Genomic DNA, 15,074 nt, shown 5'->3' with positions numbered 1-15,074 from the left:
CCGGCCGTTCGCCGTCCCCGCCCGCGTGCGGGTTCTGCGCTGGGAGCGCGGGGTTCGCACGGTGCGGGTGGACGCGCCTGAGAGCATGGGGCCATGTACGTCCCCGCGCACTTCGCCATGACCGACGACCAGGTGCGCGAGCTCCTGCGTACCTGTGAGATGGGTGAGCTGGTCACCCACGGCGAGGACGGGCTGCACGCCACCCCGCTGCCGTGGCTGTATGACGAGCAGGCCGGGCCGCTCGGCACGCTGGTCGCCCACGTCGCCCGCACGAATCCCCAGTGGCAGCATGTGAATCCGCAGGTGGGGTCGGGAGCGGGGGCGCGTACGTCCGAGGCCATGGTGCTGGTGCGCGGCCCTGACCAATACGTGAGCCCGGGCTGGTTGCCGTCCAAGGCCGAGCACGGTCGGGTCGTCCCGACGTGGGACTACCTGACGGTGCACGCCTACGGACCGCTCGTGGCCGTCGACGACCCGGATCGGGTGCGTGACGCGGTGACGCGGCTGACGGCGCGCCACGAGACCGGGCGTCCGCAGCCGTGGACGCCGGACGAGGCGCCCGCCCCGTGGCTCGAGGGGCAGCTCCGGGCCATCGTGCGCATCGAGGTGCCGATCACGCGGTGGGTCGCCAAGGCGAAGATGTCGCAGAACAAGACGCCCGCCGACGTGGAGGCCGAGATCGCCGAGCTGCGTGGGTCGGGGAGGCAGGAGGCGGCGGCATACAAGCAGGCCGTCTCCCTGCCCGCGGCGCAGCGACGGGCGCAGGTGCTGGCCGACGTGGGCCGGCGCCGTCGCCCGGGAGACTAGAGTTGGGACGTGCATCGATGGAATGACCTGTCCCAGATCCCCGCGGACCTCGGCCCGACGGTCGTGACGCTGGGCAACTTCGACGGCGTCCACCGGGGGCACAAGGCGGTCCTGCAGGCGGTCCTGCAGCTGGCGTCCGAGCGCGGCGCGCAGACGGTCGCGGTGACCTTCGACCCCCACCCGGTCGCGGTGCTGCACCCGGAGCGCGCGCCCGCCCCCGTTACGTCCCTCGAGCACCGCCTCGACCTGATCGAGCACGTCGGCCTCGACGCGGTCCTCGTGCAGGAGTTCACGCACGAGCTCGCGCTGATGTCGCCCGAGGACTACGTCCGCACCGTCTTCGTCGACGCCCTGCACGCGTGCGCCGTGGTCGTCGGCGAGGACACCCGCTTCGGCCACAAGAACTCCGGCGACGCCGCGACGCTGCGCGAGCTCGGCGCCCGCCACGGCTTCGAGGTGATGACCGTCGCCGACCTGGGGGAGGGCCAGCGCTGGTCCTCGAGCCTGGTCCGGCAGCGGCTGGGCGACGGCGACGTCGCCGGGGCCGCCGCGGTGCTGGGGCGCCCGCACCGCGTGATGGGCACCGTCGTGCACGGCGATCACCGCGGCCGCGAGCTCGGCTACCCGACCGCCAACCTGAGCCAGGACGCGCAGGGGATGATCCCCGCGGACGGCGTGTATGCCGGGTGGCTGACCCGGGTCGCCCTGGATGACGACGACCAGGAGCGCGTGCTGCCCGCCGCGATCTCGGTGGGCACCAACCCGACCTTCGAGGGCACGCAGCGACGGGTCGAGGCCTATGTCCTGGACCGCACCGACCTCGACCTCTATGGCGACCAGGTGGCGGTCGAGTTCGTCGAGCGGCTGCGCCCCACGCTCAAGTTCGACTCGGTCGAGGAGCTCCTGGCGGTCATGTCGGACGACGTCGCGCGCTGCCGCGAGGTGCTCTCGTCGATCGTGCCGGCCTGACCTCGCCTGCTGCGCGCGACGGCGTGGCGCGACGTGCTTCGTCCTGGCACCGCTACCGGTGAGTAGGTAGGGTCTGCCCATGCCGTTGCCCCGACGCCTCCCGCGCACCTACGCCGACCTCACCGCGTTCCTCGGGTCGGCCGAGGCCATGCGGCGGTTCATGAACCTCTGGCCGCCATTCCTGTGCTCCAGCATCCACATCACGGCGATCAGCGAGGACTTCCGCCACGTCGCCGTGCGCCTGCGCAAGCACCGGCTCACCGCCAACTACGTGGGGACGCAGTACGGCGGGTCGCTCTACTCCATGACCGACCCCTTCTGGATGCTGCTCGTGCTGCGCAACCTCGGCTCGGACTACGTGGTGTGGGACAAGGCCGCCGAGATCGAGTTCGTGGCGCCCGGCCGCACCGAGGTGTCGACGGAGTTCCGGCTCACCGAGGAGCACCTCGAGCAGATCCGCCGCGAGACCGCCGACGGCGCCAAGTGCCTCGTGTGGTTCGACAACGAGGTCGTGGGGACCGACGGCTCGGTGGTGGCCCGCGTGCGCAAGCAGGTCTACGTCCGGCGCAAGCGCGACCGCGGGGCCGTCACCGGTTGAACGCCGCTCACGGGCTGGTCGCCGAGCTCACGGGCAACGCGATGAGGTCCTGCGAAGACGTCAGCTACTTCCTGCAGAAGTGGCCAGGGATGATGATCTACGTCGGAGCCCACGTCCCAGGCTGCGGCAGCTTCAACCACGCGGACGACGTCCAGTTCGACGAGGTGCGTGTCATCGGCACCAAGCCCGCATCAGGCGGCAGTGCTGCCAGCCGGTCACGGGTGGAGTACGAGTCGCAGCGGGTCTCGCCATTCCTGCCGACGAGGCAGAGCTGTCCGACGTGGTAGCGACAGCAGCCCTCCGCGAAGCGACGCTGGGGACAGGAACCGCACCGAGAGCTAGATGTACTGACCGGACACGTTGATCGGCCTGGGAGGCGGGTCAGGCCCGCTGGCGTGCCCGGTGTCTCCGCACGGCCTCCCGGCTCGCACAGCGTGGTGAGCAGTAGCGCTGGGTTCCGTTGCGGGAGACGTCGACGATGACACGCGCGCATGGCTGGGAAGCGCAGCGCACAAGCCGGTCGATTCCCCTGGTGGTCAGATGCAGGGCCGTCCCGACCGCAAACACCGACTGCAGCACCTGAGCCACGTCGTCGTCGACGTCGCGGTAGTGAAGATGCCAGCCCTCGCCGTCGTGGTCGGTCAGGCGCGGGTAGGCGGACACCCCGGCCATCTGCGCGTTCAGCAACGCGGCACGCTCGTCAGGGGTGGGTGCATCCACCACCGCCAACCAGCCGTCCACGACCTGACGACACCGATCATGGTCTCCGGCCTGTTCGGGGAACGGCATCGTCATCCCGAACTCGCGGGTGCGCGCCACGATCCCAGCGTGGTCGGCGGGCCAGTCGTCGGCGAGGGACTGTGCCAACAGCACGGCATACTCACCGTAAGGGTTGAGATGCATAAGGTCATTACATCAGGGTCGAGCCATGACATCGCACGCGCTACTTCTCCCGCTCGCCCCCGGTTCCATAGCTGGGATGGCCGTGACCGCCCTGGTGATGGTCCTCACGCCCGGGCCCAACATGATGTACCTCGCCTCGCGCAGCATCGGCCAAGGGCGACGCGCCGGGCTGGTGTCTCTGGCCGGCACCGCGCTCGGCTTCATCGTCTACATGCTCATGGCTAATGTCGGCCTGGCGATCGTGTTCGTCGCCGTGCCCTGGTTGTTCATCGGTTTCAAGGCAGCCGGTGTCGCCTACCTCGGCTGTTTGGCCTGGCAGTCGCTGCGCCCTGGCGGGGCTGGGGTGTTCGAGGTCCAGGACCTTCCCCGCGACTCCGACTGGCAGCTGTTCCGGATGGGGCTGGTCACCAACCTGCTCAATCCCAAGGCCGCGATCATGTACCTCACCGTCATCCCGCAGTTCATCGACCCCGCGCGCGGTCATCGCCTGGCGCAAGGCATCGCCCTGGGCCTGGAGCAGATCATCATCAGCATGAGCGTCAACGCGCTCATCGTGCTGGCCGCCGGCAGCATCGCCGTCTTCCTGACCCGTCGACCCTCATGGACCGTCTGGCAGCGCCGGATCACCGGCACCATGCTTGGCGCCGTCACCCTGCTCCTGGCCCGCGAAGTACCGGCGCGGGCCAGGACTTGAGCCCCGATGTCCCACACGAACGCCGCATCGACGCCCCGCCATCGTCTGATCATCGGCCGTCTCGTCGCCGACGAGGCACCCCTCACCCTGGTCCAGCAGGTGCACGGCCGGTCGTGGTTCTGTCCGGAGAGCGCCCGTCCGACGGTGCTCGGCCCCGGCGACGCGGTGGTCGTCCGAGCGCCCGTCACCTACACCCTGTCCACGGACGTGGACGCGCCACCGTCGATCGTGATCGGGCCCGGGCTGGGGTGCTCGGGATCAGACGGCCGGGACCTCTCGGAGGAGCTGGCGGCCGGGGTCCGGACCTGGGGCAACGACCCGGACGGCGAGGACTGCCTGCTGGTGGGCACCTATCGCAGCGACGGCGAGGTGGGGCGGCTCCTGCTGCGGGCCCTTCCGGCATACCTGGTCGTCCGCTCCCCGGCCCCGCCCGGTCGTGCAGGCCTCGGTGCGGCACCTGCAGGAGAGGCCGGGGGAGCCCTGGACGGTCGAGCAGCTCGCGCGCACGGTGGGCGCGATCGCGCACCGGGTGGGCTACGCCAGCCCGTTCAGCTTCAGCGCGGCCTTCAAGCGGGAGTATGGCGGCAGCCCCCAGGCGTGCCGGACCGGCGAGGACCAGCCGGACCGACTTCGCGGACGACGCGCGGCGGGCCGCAGCGTCGAGGCCTGGGAGGTCAGCCCGTCGGCCGCGTCGAGGTGGGATGACGGTGCGCCCCCACGGGCCGGAGCTCAGCGCCGGAGCTCAGCGCTGGAGCTCGGCCTCGACGGCCTTAACGATGACGCGCTGGCCCTGCTCGTCGGGGTGCTCGCCGTCCTCGGCCAGCAGTCGGGTGGGGTCGACGCTCCCGTCGGCCTTGAACGCCGCATAGGTGTCGACGGTGCCGGCGCCGCGCTCGTGGGCCGCCTCGGCGAGCTCGGCGTTGACCCGACGGGTGAGCCGGTCGGTCCAGGCGTTGAAGGAGGAGGACTCCTCCTCCTTGGCCACCGCGCCGTCCACCGAGACGTTCCAGTAGGTGGTGAGGTAGACCCGGACGCCCGAACGGTGCGTGGTCTCGTCGATGGCGGTCAGGGCGGTCCGCACGTCGGCGCCGACGGCCTCGGCCTTGCTGGCGATGCAGGCGTCGTCGCAGTCTCGGTCGGACGTCTCGGTGAACGTCTCGACCACGTCGTTGGCGCCGATCGTGATCAGGACGACGTCGGCGTCGTCGAGGGCCTTGCGGGTGTCGGCGTCGGTCCTGACCTGCTCGATCAGGTCGGGGGTGGTCAGTCCGCTCACGGCGAGGTTGGCCGACGTGACGGGGGCGCCGGGGCGGGAGAGGTCGGCGGCGACGATGTCCCCGAACGACCGGCCACCCGTCGCGGCACCCTCGGCGACCGAGTCTCCGAGGGTGACGACCTTGTGGATCGGGGCACCCTTGGGGGTGGGGGTCGGCGAGGACGACCTGGCCGCCGCCGCGCCGGACCCGCTGACCCCGGTTGCGTTGACGCTGGACCCGCCGGCGCGGGACTGCGCGTGCGCACCCGGGCCGGGCAGGCACGGGTGCCACACCACGGCAGCGGTCACCAGACCGGCTGCGGTGGCCACACCGAGGGGGAGGGCGTGTCGACGCATCACCAAGGATACCCAGCCCGGCTGGGCTCAGACGGTGAGATCCACGCCCTCGCGCTCGTCCAGGTCCTCGACCTCGATCGTGCGCAGCTGCTCGACGGAGGGGTCGTCCTCCTCGCGCAACCGCCAGGCGTGACGCCCGATGGCTCCCTCGAGGGTGTTGCGGGCGAAGCGCCCGTTGCCGAAGGACTCGCCGCGCGGCGTCGCGGCCAGGATCTCGCGGAACCGCGTGATCGCGCCCTCCGACAGGTCGTAGTCGTTCTTGGCCGACAGGTCCTCGATGATCCCCACGAGCTCGTCGTCGGTGTAGTCCTCGAACTCGATGACCGTGTTGAACCGGCTCTGCAGCCCGGGGTTGGTGCGGATGAACTCCGACATCGGCTCGGGATAGCCCGCCACGATGACGACGAGGTCGGCGCGGTGGTCCTCCATCTCCTTGACCAGGGTGTCGATGGCCTCCTTGCCGTACTGGTCGCCGTTGAGCGCGTAGGCCTCGTCGATGAACAGCACGCCGCCGAGCGCGGAACCGACGACCTCGGAGGTCTTGGTCGCGGTCTGCCCGAGGTAGCCCGCCACCAGCTCGGAGCGGTCGACCTCGACCAGCTGCCCCTTGCTCAGCAGCCCGAGCGCCCGATAGATCCCGCCGACGAGACGGGCGACGGTGGTCTTGCCGGTGCCCGGGTTGCCGGTGAAGACGAGGTGCCGTGTCAGCGTGGCGGACCGCAGCCCGGCCTTCTCACGCTTGGCCTCCATCTGCAGCAGGGCGACCTGGCGGTGCACCTCGCGCTTGACGCGGGCGAGCCCGACCAGGGCATCGAGCTCGGCCAACAGCTCGTCGACGGACTTCTCCGGCTCGGGGGGCGCCACCGGCTCGGCCGGCTCGCTCGGGCTGGTGGGAGCGGCGCCGGGGGCGGTCGGCTGGCCGGGGACGCCGGGTGCGCCCGGGTCGGACGGGGGAGGACCGGCCGGTATGCCGGGTGGCGTCGGCGGGGCGGGGTGCGGGGCATCGCCCACCGACGGGGGTCGTAGCCCGCGCAGCGCCTGCAGGGTCGCCGCCTCGAGCGCCCGCAGCTGCTCGCGGACGGAGTCGGAGGACGAGGACGGTGGTGGCGCGGATGCTCGCGGCGAGCCGGCGACCCCGGGTGGGGTCGGCGCGTCCGGCATACGGCCGGGTGGTGCCGCCCCGGCGGCAGGACCAAAGGAGCCCGAGGAGCCTGATGAACCTGCTGTGCCCGGCGCGCCCGCCGCGGCCAGCTGGGCACCGGCGGAGGTGGTCGCGCGACCGACGGCCCCGGAGTCGGCCCCCGGCAGGGTGCACGCGGCCGTGGCGACCTCGGCGAGGGCGGACGCGTAGGCCGCGGCGTGGGACGAGCCGTCGGCGAGCAGCCCCGTCAGCAGGGTGGACGGGGACGACGCGAACCGGCGCCCGCGCGGCGCGTGCTCGAAGAACTCCGACCCCGACCGCCCGAGCTCCGTGGCCCAGGAGGTGTGGACGGTGCTGCCCGGACGTGAGGTCTGGAGCACGGCCGCCGACAGGGCCAGGCCCTCGTCACGGACCCGCTCGGCGTCCAGCCCCGCCGCGCGGCCCGCCTCGACCAGGGCGTCGATCGACGCCCGCAGACCGCCGGGGCCCGACCCGCTCACTGGCCGAGGTCGAGCGAGCCGGCGGCGCGGCGCTCGTCGGTCTGGCGGACGCGAGCGAGGTACTCCTGGCTCTTGGACACCTCGCCCTCGAGGGTGCCGATGGTGGTGGCCATCGTGTCCAGGGCCTCGTTGCGGAAGCTGTCGATGGCGTCCATGGTCGTGTAGATGTTCTGGAAGGCCGCCTGCAGCTGCGGCAGCCCGATCGTCGCCGACGCCGCCTGGCGCTGGATCTCGACGGAGTTGTCGCGCAGCAGCTCGGAGGTGCGCTCGATCATCGTCGAGGTCGTCGCGTTGAGGGCGGTGATCTGCTCGAGGACGAGCTTCTGGTTGTTGAGGGCCTGGGCCACGATGACGGCCGTGCGCAGGGCGCTGACGGTGGTCGTGGAGGCGCGGTCGACGCCCTTGATCAGCTCGATGTTGTTCTTGATCACGATGTCGATGGCCAGGTAGTTCTGGATCGACACGGCGAGCTGGGTGAGCAGGTCCTGGTGCTTCTGGCGGACGTAGAAGAGCACGTCCTCGCGCAGCGCCTTGGCCTTGTCGGGGTCGGTGACGTCCAGCTCCGCGATCTGCGCCGCGACCTTGGCGTCGAGCCGCTCCGCGACGTAGATGTACTGGTTGAGCAGCCCCATCGTGGTCCAGAGCTGGGTCTTCTCCTGGTTGAGCGCGACGTTGTCCTGCTGCAGCTCGGCCTGGCCGTTCTTGAGGGCCTGCAGGATGCCGTCGAGGTGGCCCTGCGCGGACTCGTAGCGGCGGAAGTAGTCGGTGACCTTGTCGCCGAAGGGGATCATCCCGAGGAACTTCTTGGAGCCCCGGGCCTGGCTCGGGTCGAGGTCCTCGACCGTGCGGCGCAGGTCCAGCAGGGACTTGCCGACGCCGGACTCCTGGGACAGGCCGCCCTTCTGCAGAGCCGTGACCGGGGTCTTGAGCAGGCGGTTGGACGACTCGGCGGCCTTGCGGATCTCGGCGTCACCCATGGTGCGCACGTCCGCCGCCTTGGCCTCGAACTCCGGCGACTTGGCCTGCGCGCCGGTCAGCGCCGAGAGGTAGTCGTCGACCTTGGCGTCCAGGCCCGGCATCGCGGACGGGTCGACCGCCGGCGCCATCTTGGGTGCCTGCGTCGCCTGCACGGGCGCGGGGGCGGGCGGGGCCTCGAGCCGCAGGGCGGGCTCGGTGGCGGCTGCGGTCGCGGGAGGGGGCGTGAGCGGCTCGGTCATGGGGTCTCCTCGATCGGTCCGGTGGTCTGGCTCCACCCTGTCACGAGTCGGCAGATCCTGGGTGGACGTCTTCGTCTCTTACCCTTGAGTCATGCCCATCACCCAGAACGCCCCCGGCGCCGTGCGTCACGAGACGCCTGGCGCCTCGTACTACGAGGCCCTCGAGCCGTTGCTGGAGCGGGTCAGCAAGCCCATCCAGTACGTCGGTGGCGAGCTCAACTCCACCGTCAAGGACTGGCACTGCGGCGGCCACGGTCCGGGCGGCGAGGACCTGACCGTGCGCTGGGCCCTGATGTACCCCGACGCCTACGAGATCGGCGTGCCCAACCAGGGGATGATGATCCTCTACGAGGTGCTCAACGAGCGCACCGACGCCCTCGCCGAGCGGACCTACTCCGTGTGGGCCGACATGGAGGAGCAGCTGCGCGCCGCCGGCATCCCGCAGCTCACCGTCGACTCCCACCGCGCCGTGCGCGACTTCGACCTCTTCGGCATCTCCTTCTCCACCGAGCTGGGCTACACCAACCTGCTCGCCGCCCTCGACCTCGCCGGCATCCCGCTGCACGCGGCCGACCGCGGCGAGGACGATCCCATCGTCGTCATGGGTGGCCACGCGTCCTTCAACCCCGAGCCGATGGCGGACTTCGTCGACTGCGCCATCGTCGGTGACGGCGAGGAGGCCGTGCTGCGGGCGACCGACCTGGTCCGCGCGTGGAAGGCCGCCGGGCGACCGGGCGGGCGCGCCGGCATACTGCTGGAGCTCGCGCGGACGGGCGGGGTCTACGTGCCCAGCCTGTATGCCGTGACCTACCGCCCCGACGGCCAGATCGAGGCGGTCACCCCCACCGCACCCGGGGTCCCCGACCGGGTGTCCAAGCACACCGTCATGGACCTCGACGCGTGGCCCTATCCCAAGCAGCCGCTGGTCCCGCTCGCGGAGTCGGTGCACGAGCGGATGTCCGTCGAGATCTTCCGCGGGTGCACGCGCGGCTGCCGCTTCTGCCAGGCCGGGATGATCACCCGCCCCGTGCGCGAGCGGTCCATCACCGGCATCGGCGAGATGGTCGAGCGCGGCCTGGCCGCAACGGGTTTCGAGGAGGTCGGGCTGCTGTCGCTGTCCTCGGCCGACCACACCGAGATCGCCGACATCACCCGCGGGCTCGCCGACCGCTACGAGGGCACGCAGACGGGCCTGTCGCTGCCGTCGACCCGCGTCGACGCGTTCAACATCGACCTGGCCAACGAGCTGACCCGCAACGGGCGGCGCTCCGGCCTGACCTTCGCGCCCGAGGGTGGCTCCGAGCGGATCCGCAAGGTCATCAACAAGATGGTGTCCGAGGAGGACCTGATCAAGACCGTCGCCGCGGCCTACGGCGCGGGCTGGCGGCAGGTCAAGCTCTACTTCATGTGCGGGCTGCCCACCGAGACCGACGAGGACGTCCTGCAGATCGCCGAGCTGGCCAAGCGCGTGATCGAGACCGGGCGACAGGTGTCGGGCCGCAAGGACATCCGCTGCACGGTCTCCATCGGCGGCTTCGTGCCCAAGGCGCACACGCCCTTCCAATGGGCCTCGCAGCTCTCGCCCGAGGACACCGACGCGCGCCTGGCCAAGCTCCGCGAGTCGATCCGCTCGGACAAGCGGTTCGGCTCCTCCATCGGGTTCCGCTACCACGACGGCGAGCCCGGCCAGGTCGAGGGCCTGCTGTCCCGCGGCGACCGGCGCACCGGCCGCGTCATCGAGGCCGTCTACCGCGACGGCGGGCGCATGGACGGGTGGAGCGAGCACTTCTCCTACGAGCGGTGGATGCGCTGCGCCTCGACCGCCCTCGAGGGGACCGGCGTGGACGTGGCGTGGTACACCCAGCGCGAGCGGGACGAGGACGAGGTCCTGCCCTGGGACCACATCGACTCCGGGCTCGACAAGCAGTGGCTCTGGGACGACTGGCAGGACGCGCTCAACCTCACCGAGGTCGACGACTGCCGCTGGACCCCGTGCTTCGAGTGCGGCGTGTGCCCCCAGATGGGCACCACGATCGAGACCGGTCCGACCGGCCGCAAGCTCCTGCCCCTGTCGGTCGCCAACCCCGGGACGGCCGCGCTGCGCGCCGCGTCGGTGGGCGTGCCGTCGGCGTCGGGCGGCGAGGGCGCCGGGATGCGGGTCTCGACCGACGACGGCTCCGACGCCTGACCGCCCTCGCTGGTTCTCGCTGCCCGGCTCGCAATCCCCGCTCGCGACCCCCGCTCGCGCCATTGGTCACCACTGACGTTTTGGATCGTTCACAACCCCCGTCCAGCGTCCATTGGTGACCAATGGCGTGTGATCACGCGTGCGGGCGAGCTGACGACATACGGGCTCTAGGCTCGGACCATGGTCACCGTCGATCGCCTGCAGCCCCGCCGCGACCCCGCGGACCTCGACGTGCTCGTCGAGCTGCGAGCGGCGTGGGCCGCGGATCGCGGGCGTGAGGGGGACCTCGTCGAGCTGCGCCGGCAGCTCGCGGGTTGGGTTGCGGCGCAAGGGGAGTCGCGCCGCTTCTGGGCGGCGTCGATCGACGACGAGCCGGTGGGGATGGTCTCGTTGTTCGTCTACAGCCGTATGCCGGACCTGGCCCGGCCGCAGGGGCGGTGGGGCTATGTCGCCCAGCTCTACGTCCGGCCGCGGGTGCGGCGCCAGGGGATCGCCGTCGCGCTGATGAAGGCGTTGACCGAGCACGCGAGGGACGAGGGGCTGGACCGCCTCGTGCTGCACCCGAGCGAGATGTCGGTGCCGTTCTATGCCTCGCTCGGGTACAAACCGGCCGACGAGCTCATGCTCCTCCCGCTGCGCTGAGTCCGAGTCGCCGGAGGGCGGGTCGTCCAGGAACGGGGTTGTCCCGCCGGGAGCCACGCTGCGACGCTCGATCCATGGGGCTGCACATCGAGGACGACCGGATCGCGCAGGCGGGCGACCTCCGGGCCGGTCTGGGTGGTCTCTTGGAGTACGTCGACCACGGCCGTCGACGCCCCGTGCTCGACAGCAGGACGGGGGACGAGATCATCGGTTATGACGACGACGGGATCCCTCGTTGACGGGCCGTGCCAGACCAGTCGACGGGGAGCGGGGTCAGGCGCGGGGGAGGGCGAGCGGCAGGGCCCGGGCGCCGGGCAGGGAGGCAAGAGCCGACCCCTCGACCAGGATCTTGGCCCCGCGCAGGCCACCCCCGATCACGACGGGACCCGCCGCGACGACGGCCTCGTCCACGAGGATCAGCCAGTCCTCGGGCAGGCCGATCGGCGTGATGCCGCCCTGGATCATCGCGGTCCGCGTCTCGGCGTCCTCCTGGTAGGCGAAGGACACCTTGCGCACCCCCAGCTCCTTGCGCACGACCTTGTTGATGTCGGCGCGGTCGGTGGCCAGGATCATGACGGCGGCGTAGGTGACCTCGTCGCCGCGGCGGCCCGCGACGACCACGCAGTTGGCGGAGGCGTCGGGCGCGACGTCATACGTCTCGCAGAAGGTCGCGGTGTCCGCCAGGTGCGGGTCGATCTCGGCGACGCGGGCGCCCGGGACCAGGTGCGCCGCGGCCGCGACGGGCGGTGCGACGAGGTCGGCGCGGTCAGCGAGGGGGAGCCAGGTCAGGTTTCCTTCGGCGCTCGGCATGGTCCGACGCTAACTGTCCCAGAGCGCGACCCGCCGGTGTCGTCTCGCCTGGTGATCGGGGAGGATGCCGGTATGACGACCGCCCTTGACCTGGTGCCGGAGCTGGAACGCGCGGGGGTGCGGGACATCCGTGCGGACGCGCTGACGCGGGGGATGTACTCCACCGACGCGTCGCTCTATCGGGTGGTCCCGCAGGTCGTCGTCTGCCCGCACGACGCCGCCGAGGTCGCGGCCGTGCTCGACGTGTGCCGCCGCACGGGGGTGCCGCTCACGAGCCGGGGCGCGGGAACGAGCTGCGCGGGCAACGCCGTGGGCCCGGGCGTCGTCCTGGACTTCTCGCGGCACATGGGGCGGGTGCTGTCGATCGACCCCGAGGCCCGCACAGCGGTGGTCGAGCCCGGAGCGATCCACGCGACCCTGCAGCGCGCGGCGGTGCCGCACGGCGTGCGCTTCGGTCCCGACCCGTCGAGCCACACCCGCTGCACGGTCGGGGGCATGATCGGCAACAACGCGTGCGGCAACCGCGCGCTGGGCTACGGCCGCACGTCGGACAACATCGCCGGGATGGTCGCGCTGACGGGCCCCGGGCACGAGCTGCGCCTGACGACAGGGGTGCTCGGTGACGCGCCGACCGTGTCGACGACCGGGGCAGGTGGCGCCGAGCAGGTCGAGGCGGTGCGCTCGCTCGTCGGCGCCAACCTCGCGACGATCCGCACCGAGATGGGCCGGTTCGGCCGCCAGGTGTCCGGTTATGCCTGCGAGCACCTCTTGCCCGAGCGGGGATTCGACCTGGGGCGGGCCCTGGTGGGCTCCGAGGGCACGCTCGCCGTCGTCACCGAGGCCACCGTGCGGCTGGTCACCGACCCGCCCGAGAAGACACTGGTGGTGCTGGGGTTCGACGACATCTACGCCGCCGGCGACGTGGCGCCCCTGATGAAGCAGCTGGGGGCCGTGGCCTCCGAGGGGATCGACCGCCGCATCGTCGACGTGGTGCGAGCACGACTGGGCGACAACGCCGTTCCCGACCTGCCCGAGGGCAACGCCTGGCTGTTCGTCGAGCCGGTGGCGGACTCGGTCGACGAGCTGCGTTCGCGGGTGGCCGATCTCGTCGGCGCCGTCGGGGCGCGCTCGCACCGGGTCGTCGAGGACCCGGTGGAGGGGCGGGCGCTGTGGCGCATCCGCGAGGACGGCGCCGGGCTCGCCGGACGCACCCCGCGCGACCGTCCGGGCCACGCGGGGTGGGAGGACGCGGCGGTGCCCCCGGAGTCCTTCGGCGCCTACCTGCGCGAGTTCGACGTGCTGCTCGAGCAGCACGACCTCACCGGCCTGCCCTACGGCCACTTCGGCGACGGATGCCTGCACATCCGGTTGGACTTCGACCTCGAGCGGCCCGGAGGCACCGACCGGTTCCGCGAGTTCCTCCACGCCTCGGCCGATCTCGTGGCCCGCTACGGCGGATCGGTGTCCGGCGAGCACGGCGACGGGCGGGCTCGCTCCGAGCTGCTGCCCCGGATGTACTCACCCGGCGCCATCGACCTGTTCCGCGGCCTCAAGGGCGCCCTGGACCCGGACGACCTGCTCAACCCCGGGGTGCTCGTCGACCCGGACCCGGTCGACGCCCACGTGAGGGTCGCTGCGGCGCAGGCGGTCTCGACGAGCCGCGACCGGCTGGCCTTCCACTATCCCGCTGACGCAGGGGACTTCACGCAGGCCGTGCACCGCTGCACGGGCGTCGGCAAGTGCCGCGCGGACCACGCGCCGGGCGCCGTGTCGGTGATGTGCCCGTCATACCTCGCGACCCGGGAGGAGAAGGACTCCACCCGCGGCCGCGCCCGCGCCCTGCAGGAGATGCTGAGCCCGTTCTCGGCGATCAAGGACTGGCGCGCGCCCGAGGTGCACGAGGCCCTCGACCTGTGCCTGTCCTGCAAGGGCTGCGCCTCGGACTGCCCGACCGGCATCGACATGGCGACCTACAAGGCCGAGGTGCTGCACCAGACCTACCGCGGGCGGCTGCGACCGCCGTCGCACTACGCGCTGGGGTGGCTGCCCGCGTGGTCGCGACTGGCGAGCAAGAGCCCGCGGATCACCAACGCGCTCATGGGTGCTCCCGGCGTGGCCAAGGTCGGCATGAAGGCCGCCGGGGTGGACCCGCGCCGTTCGCTGCCGCGGTTCGCCGAGCAGACCTTCCGCGGGTGGTTCGCCGAGCACGGCGCCGACCCGTCCGCCGAGGGATCGCCGGGACGGCCGGTCGTGATCTTCGTCGACAGCTTCGTGGAGCACTTCTCGCCCCAGGTCGGGATCGACGCGGTGACCGTGCTGCGCGCGGCCGGCTACACGCCCATCGTCACCGGGCGCCAGGTCTGCTGCGGCCTCACGTGGATCTCGACGGGCCAGCTGGACAGCGCCCGGCGGATCCTGACCAAGGCGGTCCGTGAGCTCGATCCGTATGTCGTGCAAGGCATCCCGATCGTCGGCCTGGAGCCCAGCTGCACGGCGGCGCTGCGCCACGACGTGGTGGACCTGCTCGGCACAGACGCGTCGCGCCGCGTCGCCGGGGGAGTGCTGACGCTCGCCGAGCTGCTCGACCGCACCGAGGGCTGGACCCCGCCGGACCTGACCGGCGTCGAGGTCGTCGCGCAGCCGCACTGCCACCACGCCTCCATCCTCGGCTGGGGCGCGGACGCGGCCCTGCTGGAGCGCTCGGGGGCCGAGGTGGTCCGGCTGGGCGGATGCTGCGGCCTGGCCGGCAACTTCGGGGTCGAGCAGGGGCACTACGACGTGTCGGTGGCGGTGGCCGAGCAGCAGCTCCTGCCGGCGGTGCGGGAGGCGGGGCCCGACGCGGTGGTGCTGGCCGACGGGTTCAGCTGCCGCACCCAGCTCGACGACCTCGCGCGGCGCGAGGGCGTGCACCTCGCCACCCTCCTCGCGACCTACCCCCGGTAGAGGCATCGACCGGCCTTCGTTCCCCAGGCTGATGATCCTGCCCCCGGTAG

The 15,074-nt window shown here is 71.9% G+C and carries 14 protein-coding genes and 2 pseudogenes; 11 read left to right on the top strand and 5 right to left on the bottom strand.

The window, feature by feature from the left end:
* Positions 1-93: 93 nt before the first annotated feature.
* The 4 genes from B4E97_RS17035 to B4E97_RS17020 all read left to right on the top strand — a co-directional run bounded on the left by B4E97_RS17035 (position 94) and on the right by B4E97_RS17020 (position 2,661).
* The gene (locus B4E97_RS17035) at positions 94-807 is read left to right on the top strand and encodes an FMN-binding negative transcriptional regulator (protein WP_286960928.1); all 714 of its coding nucleotides are present in this window, start codon (positions 94-96) and stop codon (positions 805-807) included.
* Between the two features lie 9 nt (positions 808-816).
* The gene (locus tag B4E97_RS17030) at positions 817-1,776 is read left to right on the top strand and encodes a bifunctional riboflavin kinase/FAD synthetase (RefSeq protein ID WP_239261781.1); all 960 of its coding nucleotides are present in this window, start codon (positions 817-819) and stop codon (positions 1,774-1,776) included.
* Positions 1,777-1,855: 79 nt separating this feature from the next.
* Positions 1,856-2,374 (top strand): DUF4442 domain-containing protein, encoded by a 519-nt coding sequence (locus tag B4E97_RS17025; protein WP_019284259.1) that lies wholly within the window; start codon positions 1,856-1,858, stop codon positions 2,372-2,374.
* The gene (locus B4E97_RS17020) at positions 2,371-2,661 is read left to right on the top strand and encodes a hypothetical protein (RefSeq protein WP_029211227.1); all 291 of its coding nucleotides are present in this window, start codon (positions 2,371-2,373) and stop codon (positions 2,659-2,661) included. Before B4E97_RS17025 ends, B4E97_RS17020 begins: the two co-directional genes overlap by 4 nt.
* A 94-nt stretch (positions 2,662-2,755) precedes the next feature.
* Here B4E97_RS17020 and B4E97_RS17015 read toward each other — a convergent pair whose 3' ends face one another.
* Positions 2,756-3,277 carry a CGNR zinc finger domain-containing protein gene (locus B4E97_RS17015; protein WP_286960927.1) on the bottom strand — a complete coding sequence of 174 codons (522 nt, stop codon included), beginning with the start codon at positions 3,275-3,277 and terminating at the stop codon, positions 2,756-2,758.
* Positions 3,278-3,353: 76 nt separating this feature from the next.
* Here B4E97_RS17015 and B4E97_RS17010 point away from each other — a divergent pair, with 76 nt between their 5' ends.
* The 3 genes and pseudogenes from B4E97_RS17010 to B4E97_RS19200 all read left to right on the top strand — a co-directional run.
* The gene (locus B4E97_RS17010) at positions 3,354-3,971 is read left to right on the top strand and encodes a LysE family translocator (RefSeq protein WP_286960926.1); all 618 of its coding nucleotides are present in this window, start codon (positions 3,354-3,356) and stop codon (positions 3,969-3,971) included.
* 6 nt (positions 3,972-3,977) lie between these two features.
* Positions 3,978-4,400, top strand: a pseudogene (locus B4E97_RS19205) (cupin domain-containing protein); the annotation flags it as partial.
* A 7-nt stretch (positions 4,401-4,407) separates the two neighbouring features.
* A pseudogene (locus B4E97_RS19200) lies at positions 4,408-4,530 on the top strand (hypothetical protein); the annotation flags it as partial.
* Positions 4,531-4,713: 183 nt separating this feature from the next.
* Here the strand turns inward: B4E97_RS19200 and B4E97_RS17000 are convergent.
* Genes B4E97_RS17000 through B4E97_RS16990 form a run of 3 tightly spaced genes read right to left on the bottom strand, consistent with a single transcriptional unit; the run spans position 4,714 to position 8,441 of the window.
* On the bottom strand, positions 4,714-5,583 hold the full coding sequence (locus tag B4E97_RS17000) for an SGNH/GDSL hydrolase family protein (RefSeq protein ID WP_286960010.1): 870 nt from the start codon (positions 5,581-5,583) through the stop codon (positions 4,714-4,716).
* A 27-nt stretch (positions 5,584-5,610) separates the two neighbouring features.
* The gene (locus B4E97_RS16995; RefSeq protein WP_286960923.1) at positions 5,611-7,224 is read right to left on the bottom strand and encodes an AAA family ATPase; all 1,614 of its coding nucleotides are present in this window, start codon (positions 7,222-7,224) and stop codon (positions 5,611-5,613) included.
* Positions 7,221-8,441, bottom strand: a complete 1,221-nt coding sequence (locus B4E97_RS16990; protein ID WP_239262473.1) for a toxic anion resistance protein — start codon at positions 8,439-8,441, stop codon at positions 7,221-7,223. Before B4E97_RS16990 ends, B4E97_RS16995 begins: the two co-directional genes overlap by 4 nt.
* A 91-nt stretch (positions 8,442-8,532) precedes the next feature.
* On the opposite strand from B4E97_RS16990, the gene B4E97_RS16985 reads away from it, so the two are divergent.
* The 3 genes from B4E97_RS16985 to B4E97_RS16975 all read left to right on the top strand — a co-directional run bounded on the left by B4E97_RS16985 (position 8,533) and on the right by B4E97_RS16975 (position 11,510).
* On the top strand, positions 8,533-10,629 hold the full coding sequence (locus B4E97_RS16985) for a TIGR03960 family B12-binding radical SAM protein (protein WP_286959996.1): 2,097 nt from the start codon (positions 8,533-8,535) through the stop codon (positions 10,627-10,629).
* Positions 10,630-10,809: 180 nt separating this feature from the next.
* Positions 10,810-11,271 (top strand): GNAT family N-acetyltransferase, encoded by a 462-nt coding sequence (locus B4E97_RS16980; RefSeq protein ID WP_029211235.1) that lies wholly within the window; start codon positions 10,810-10,812, stop codon positions 11,269-11,271.
* A 74-nt stretch (positions 11,272-11,345) separates the two neighbouring features.
* Positions 11,346-11,510 (top strand): hypothetical protein, encoded by a 165-nt coding sequence (locus B4E97_RS16975; RefSeq protein WP_286960919.1) that lies wholly within the window; start codon positions 11,346-11,348, stop codon positions 11,508-11,510.
* 34 nt (positions 11,511-11,544) lie between these two features.
* Here the strand turns inward: B4E97_RS16975 and B4E97_RS16970 are convergent, their stop codons facing one another.
* Entirely contained in the window at positions 11,545-12,081 is a 537-nt protein-coding gene (locus tag B4E97_RS16970; protein WP_286960917.1) for a YbaK/EbsC family protein, read from the bottom strand.
* A gap of 72 nt (positions 12,082-12,153) precedes the next feature.
* Here B4E97_RS16970 and B4E97_RS16965 point away from each other — a divergent pair, with 72 nt between their 5' ends.
* Positions 12,154-15,024: an FAD-binding and (Fe-S)-binding domain-containing protein gene (locus tag B4E97_RS16965; RefSeq protein WP_286960914.1), complete on the top strand. Its 2,871-nt coding sequence runs from the start codon at positions 12,154-12,156 to the stop codon at positions 15,022-15,024.
* Positions 15,025-15,074: the final 50 nt, after the last annotated feature.

The organism is Arsenicicoccus sp. UBA7492 (assembly GCF_002479615.1).
GTDB lineage: Bacteria > Actinomycetota > Actinomycetes > Actinomycetales > Dermatophilaceae > Arsenicicoccus > Arsenicicoccus bolidensis.
Note: the sequence above shows the minus strand (reverse complement) of the source record. Positions and strands in the feature narration are given on the sequence as shown.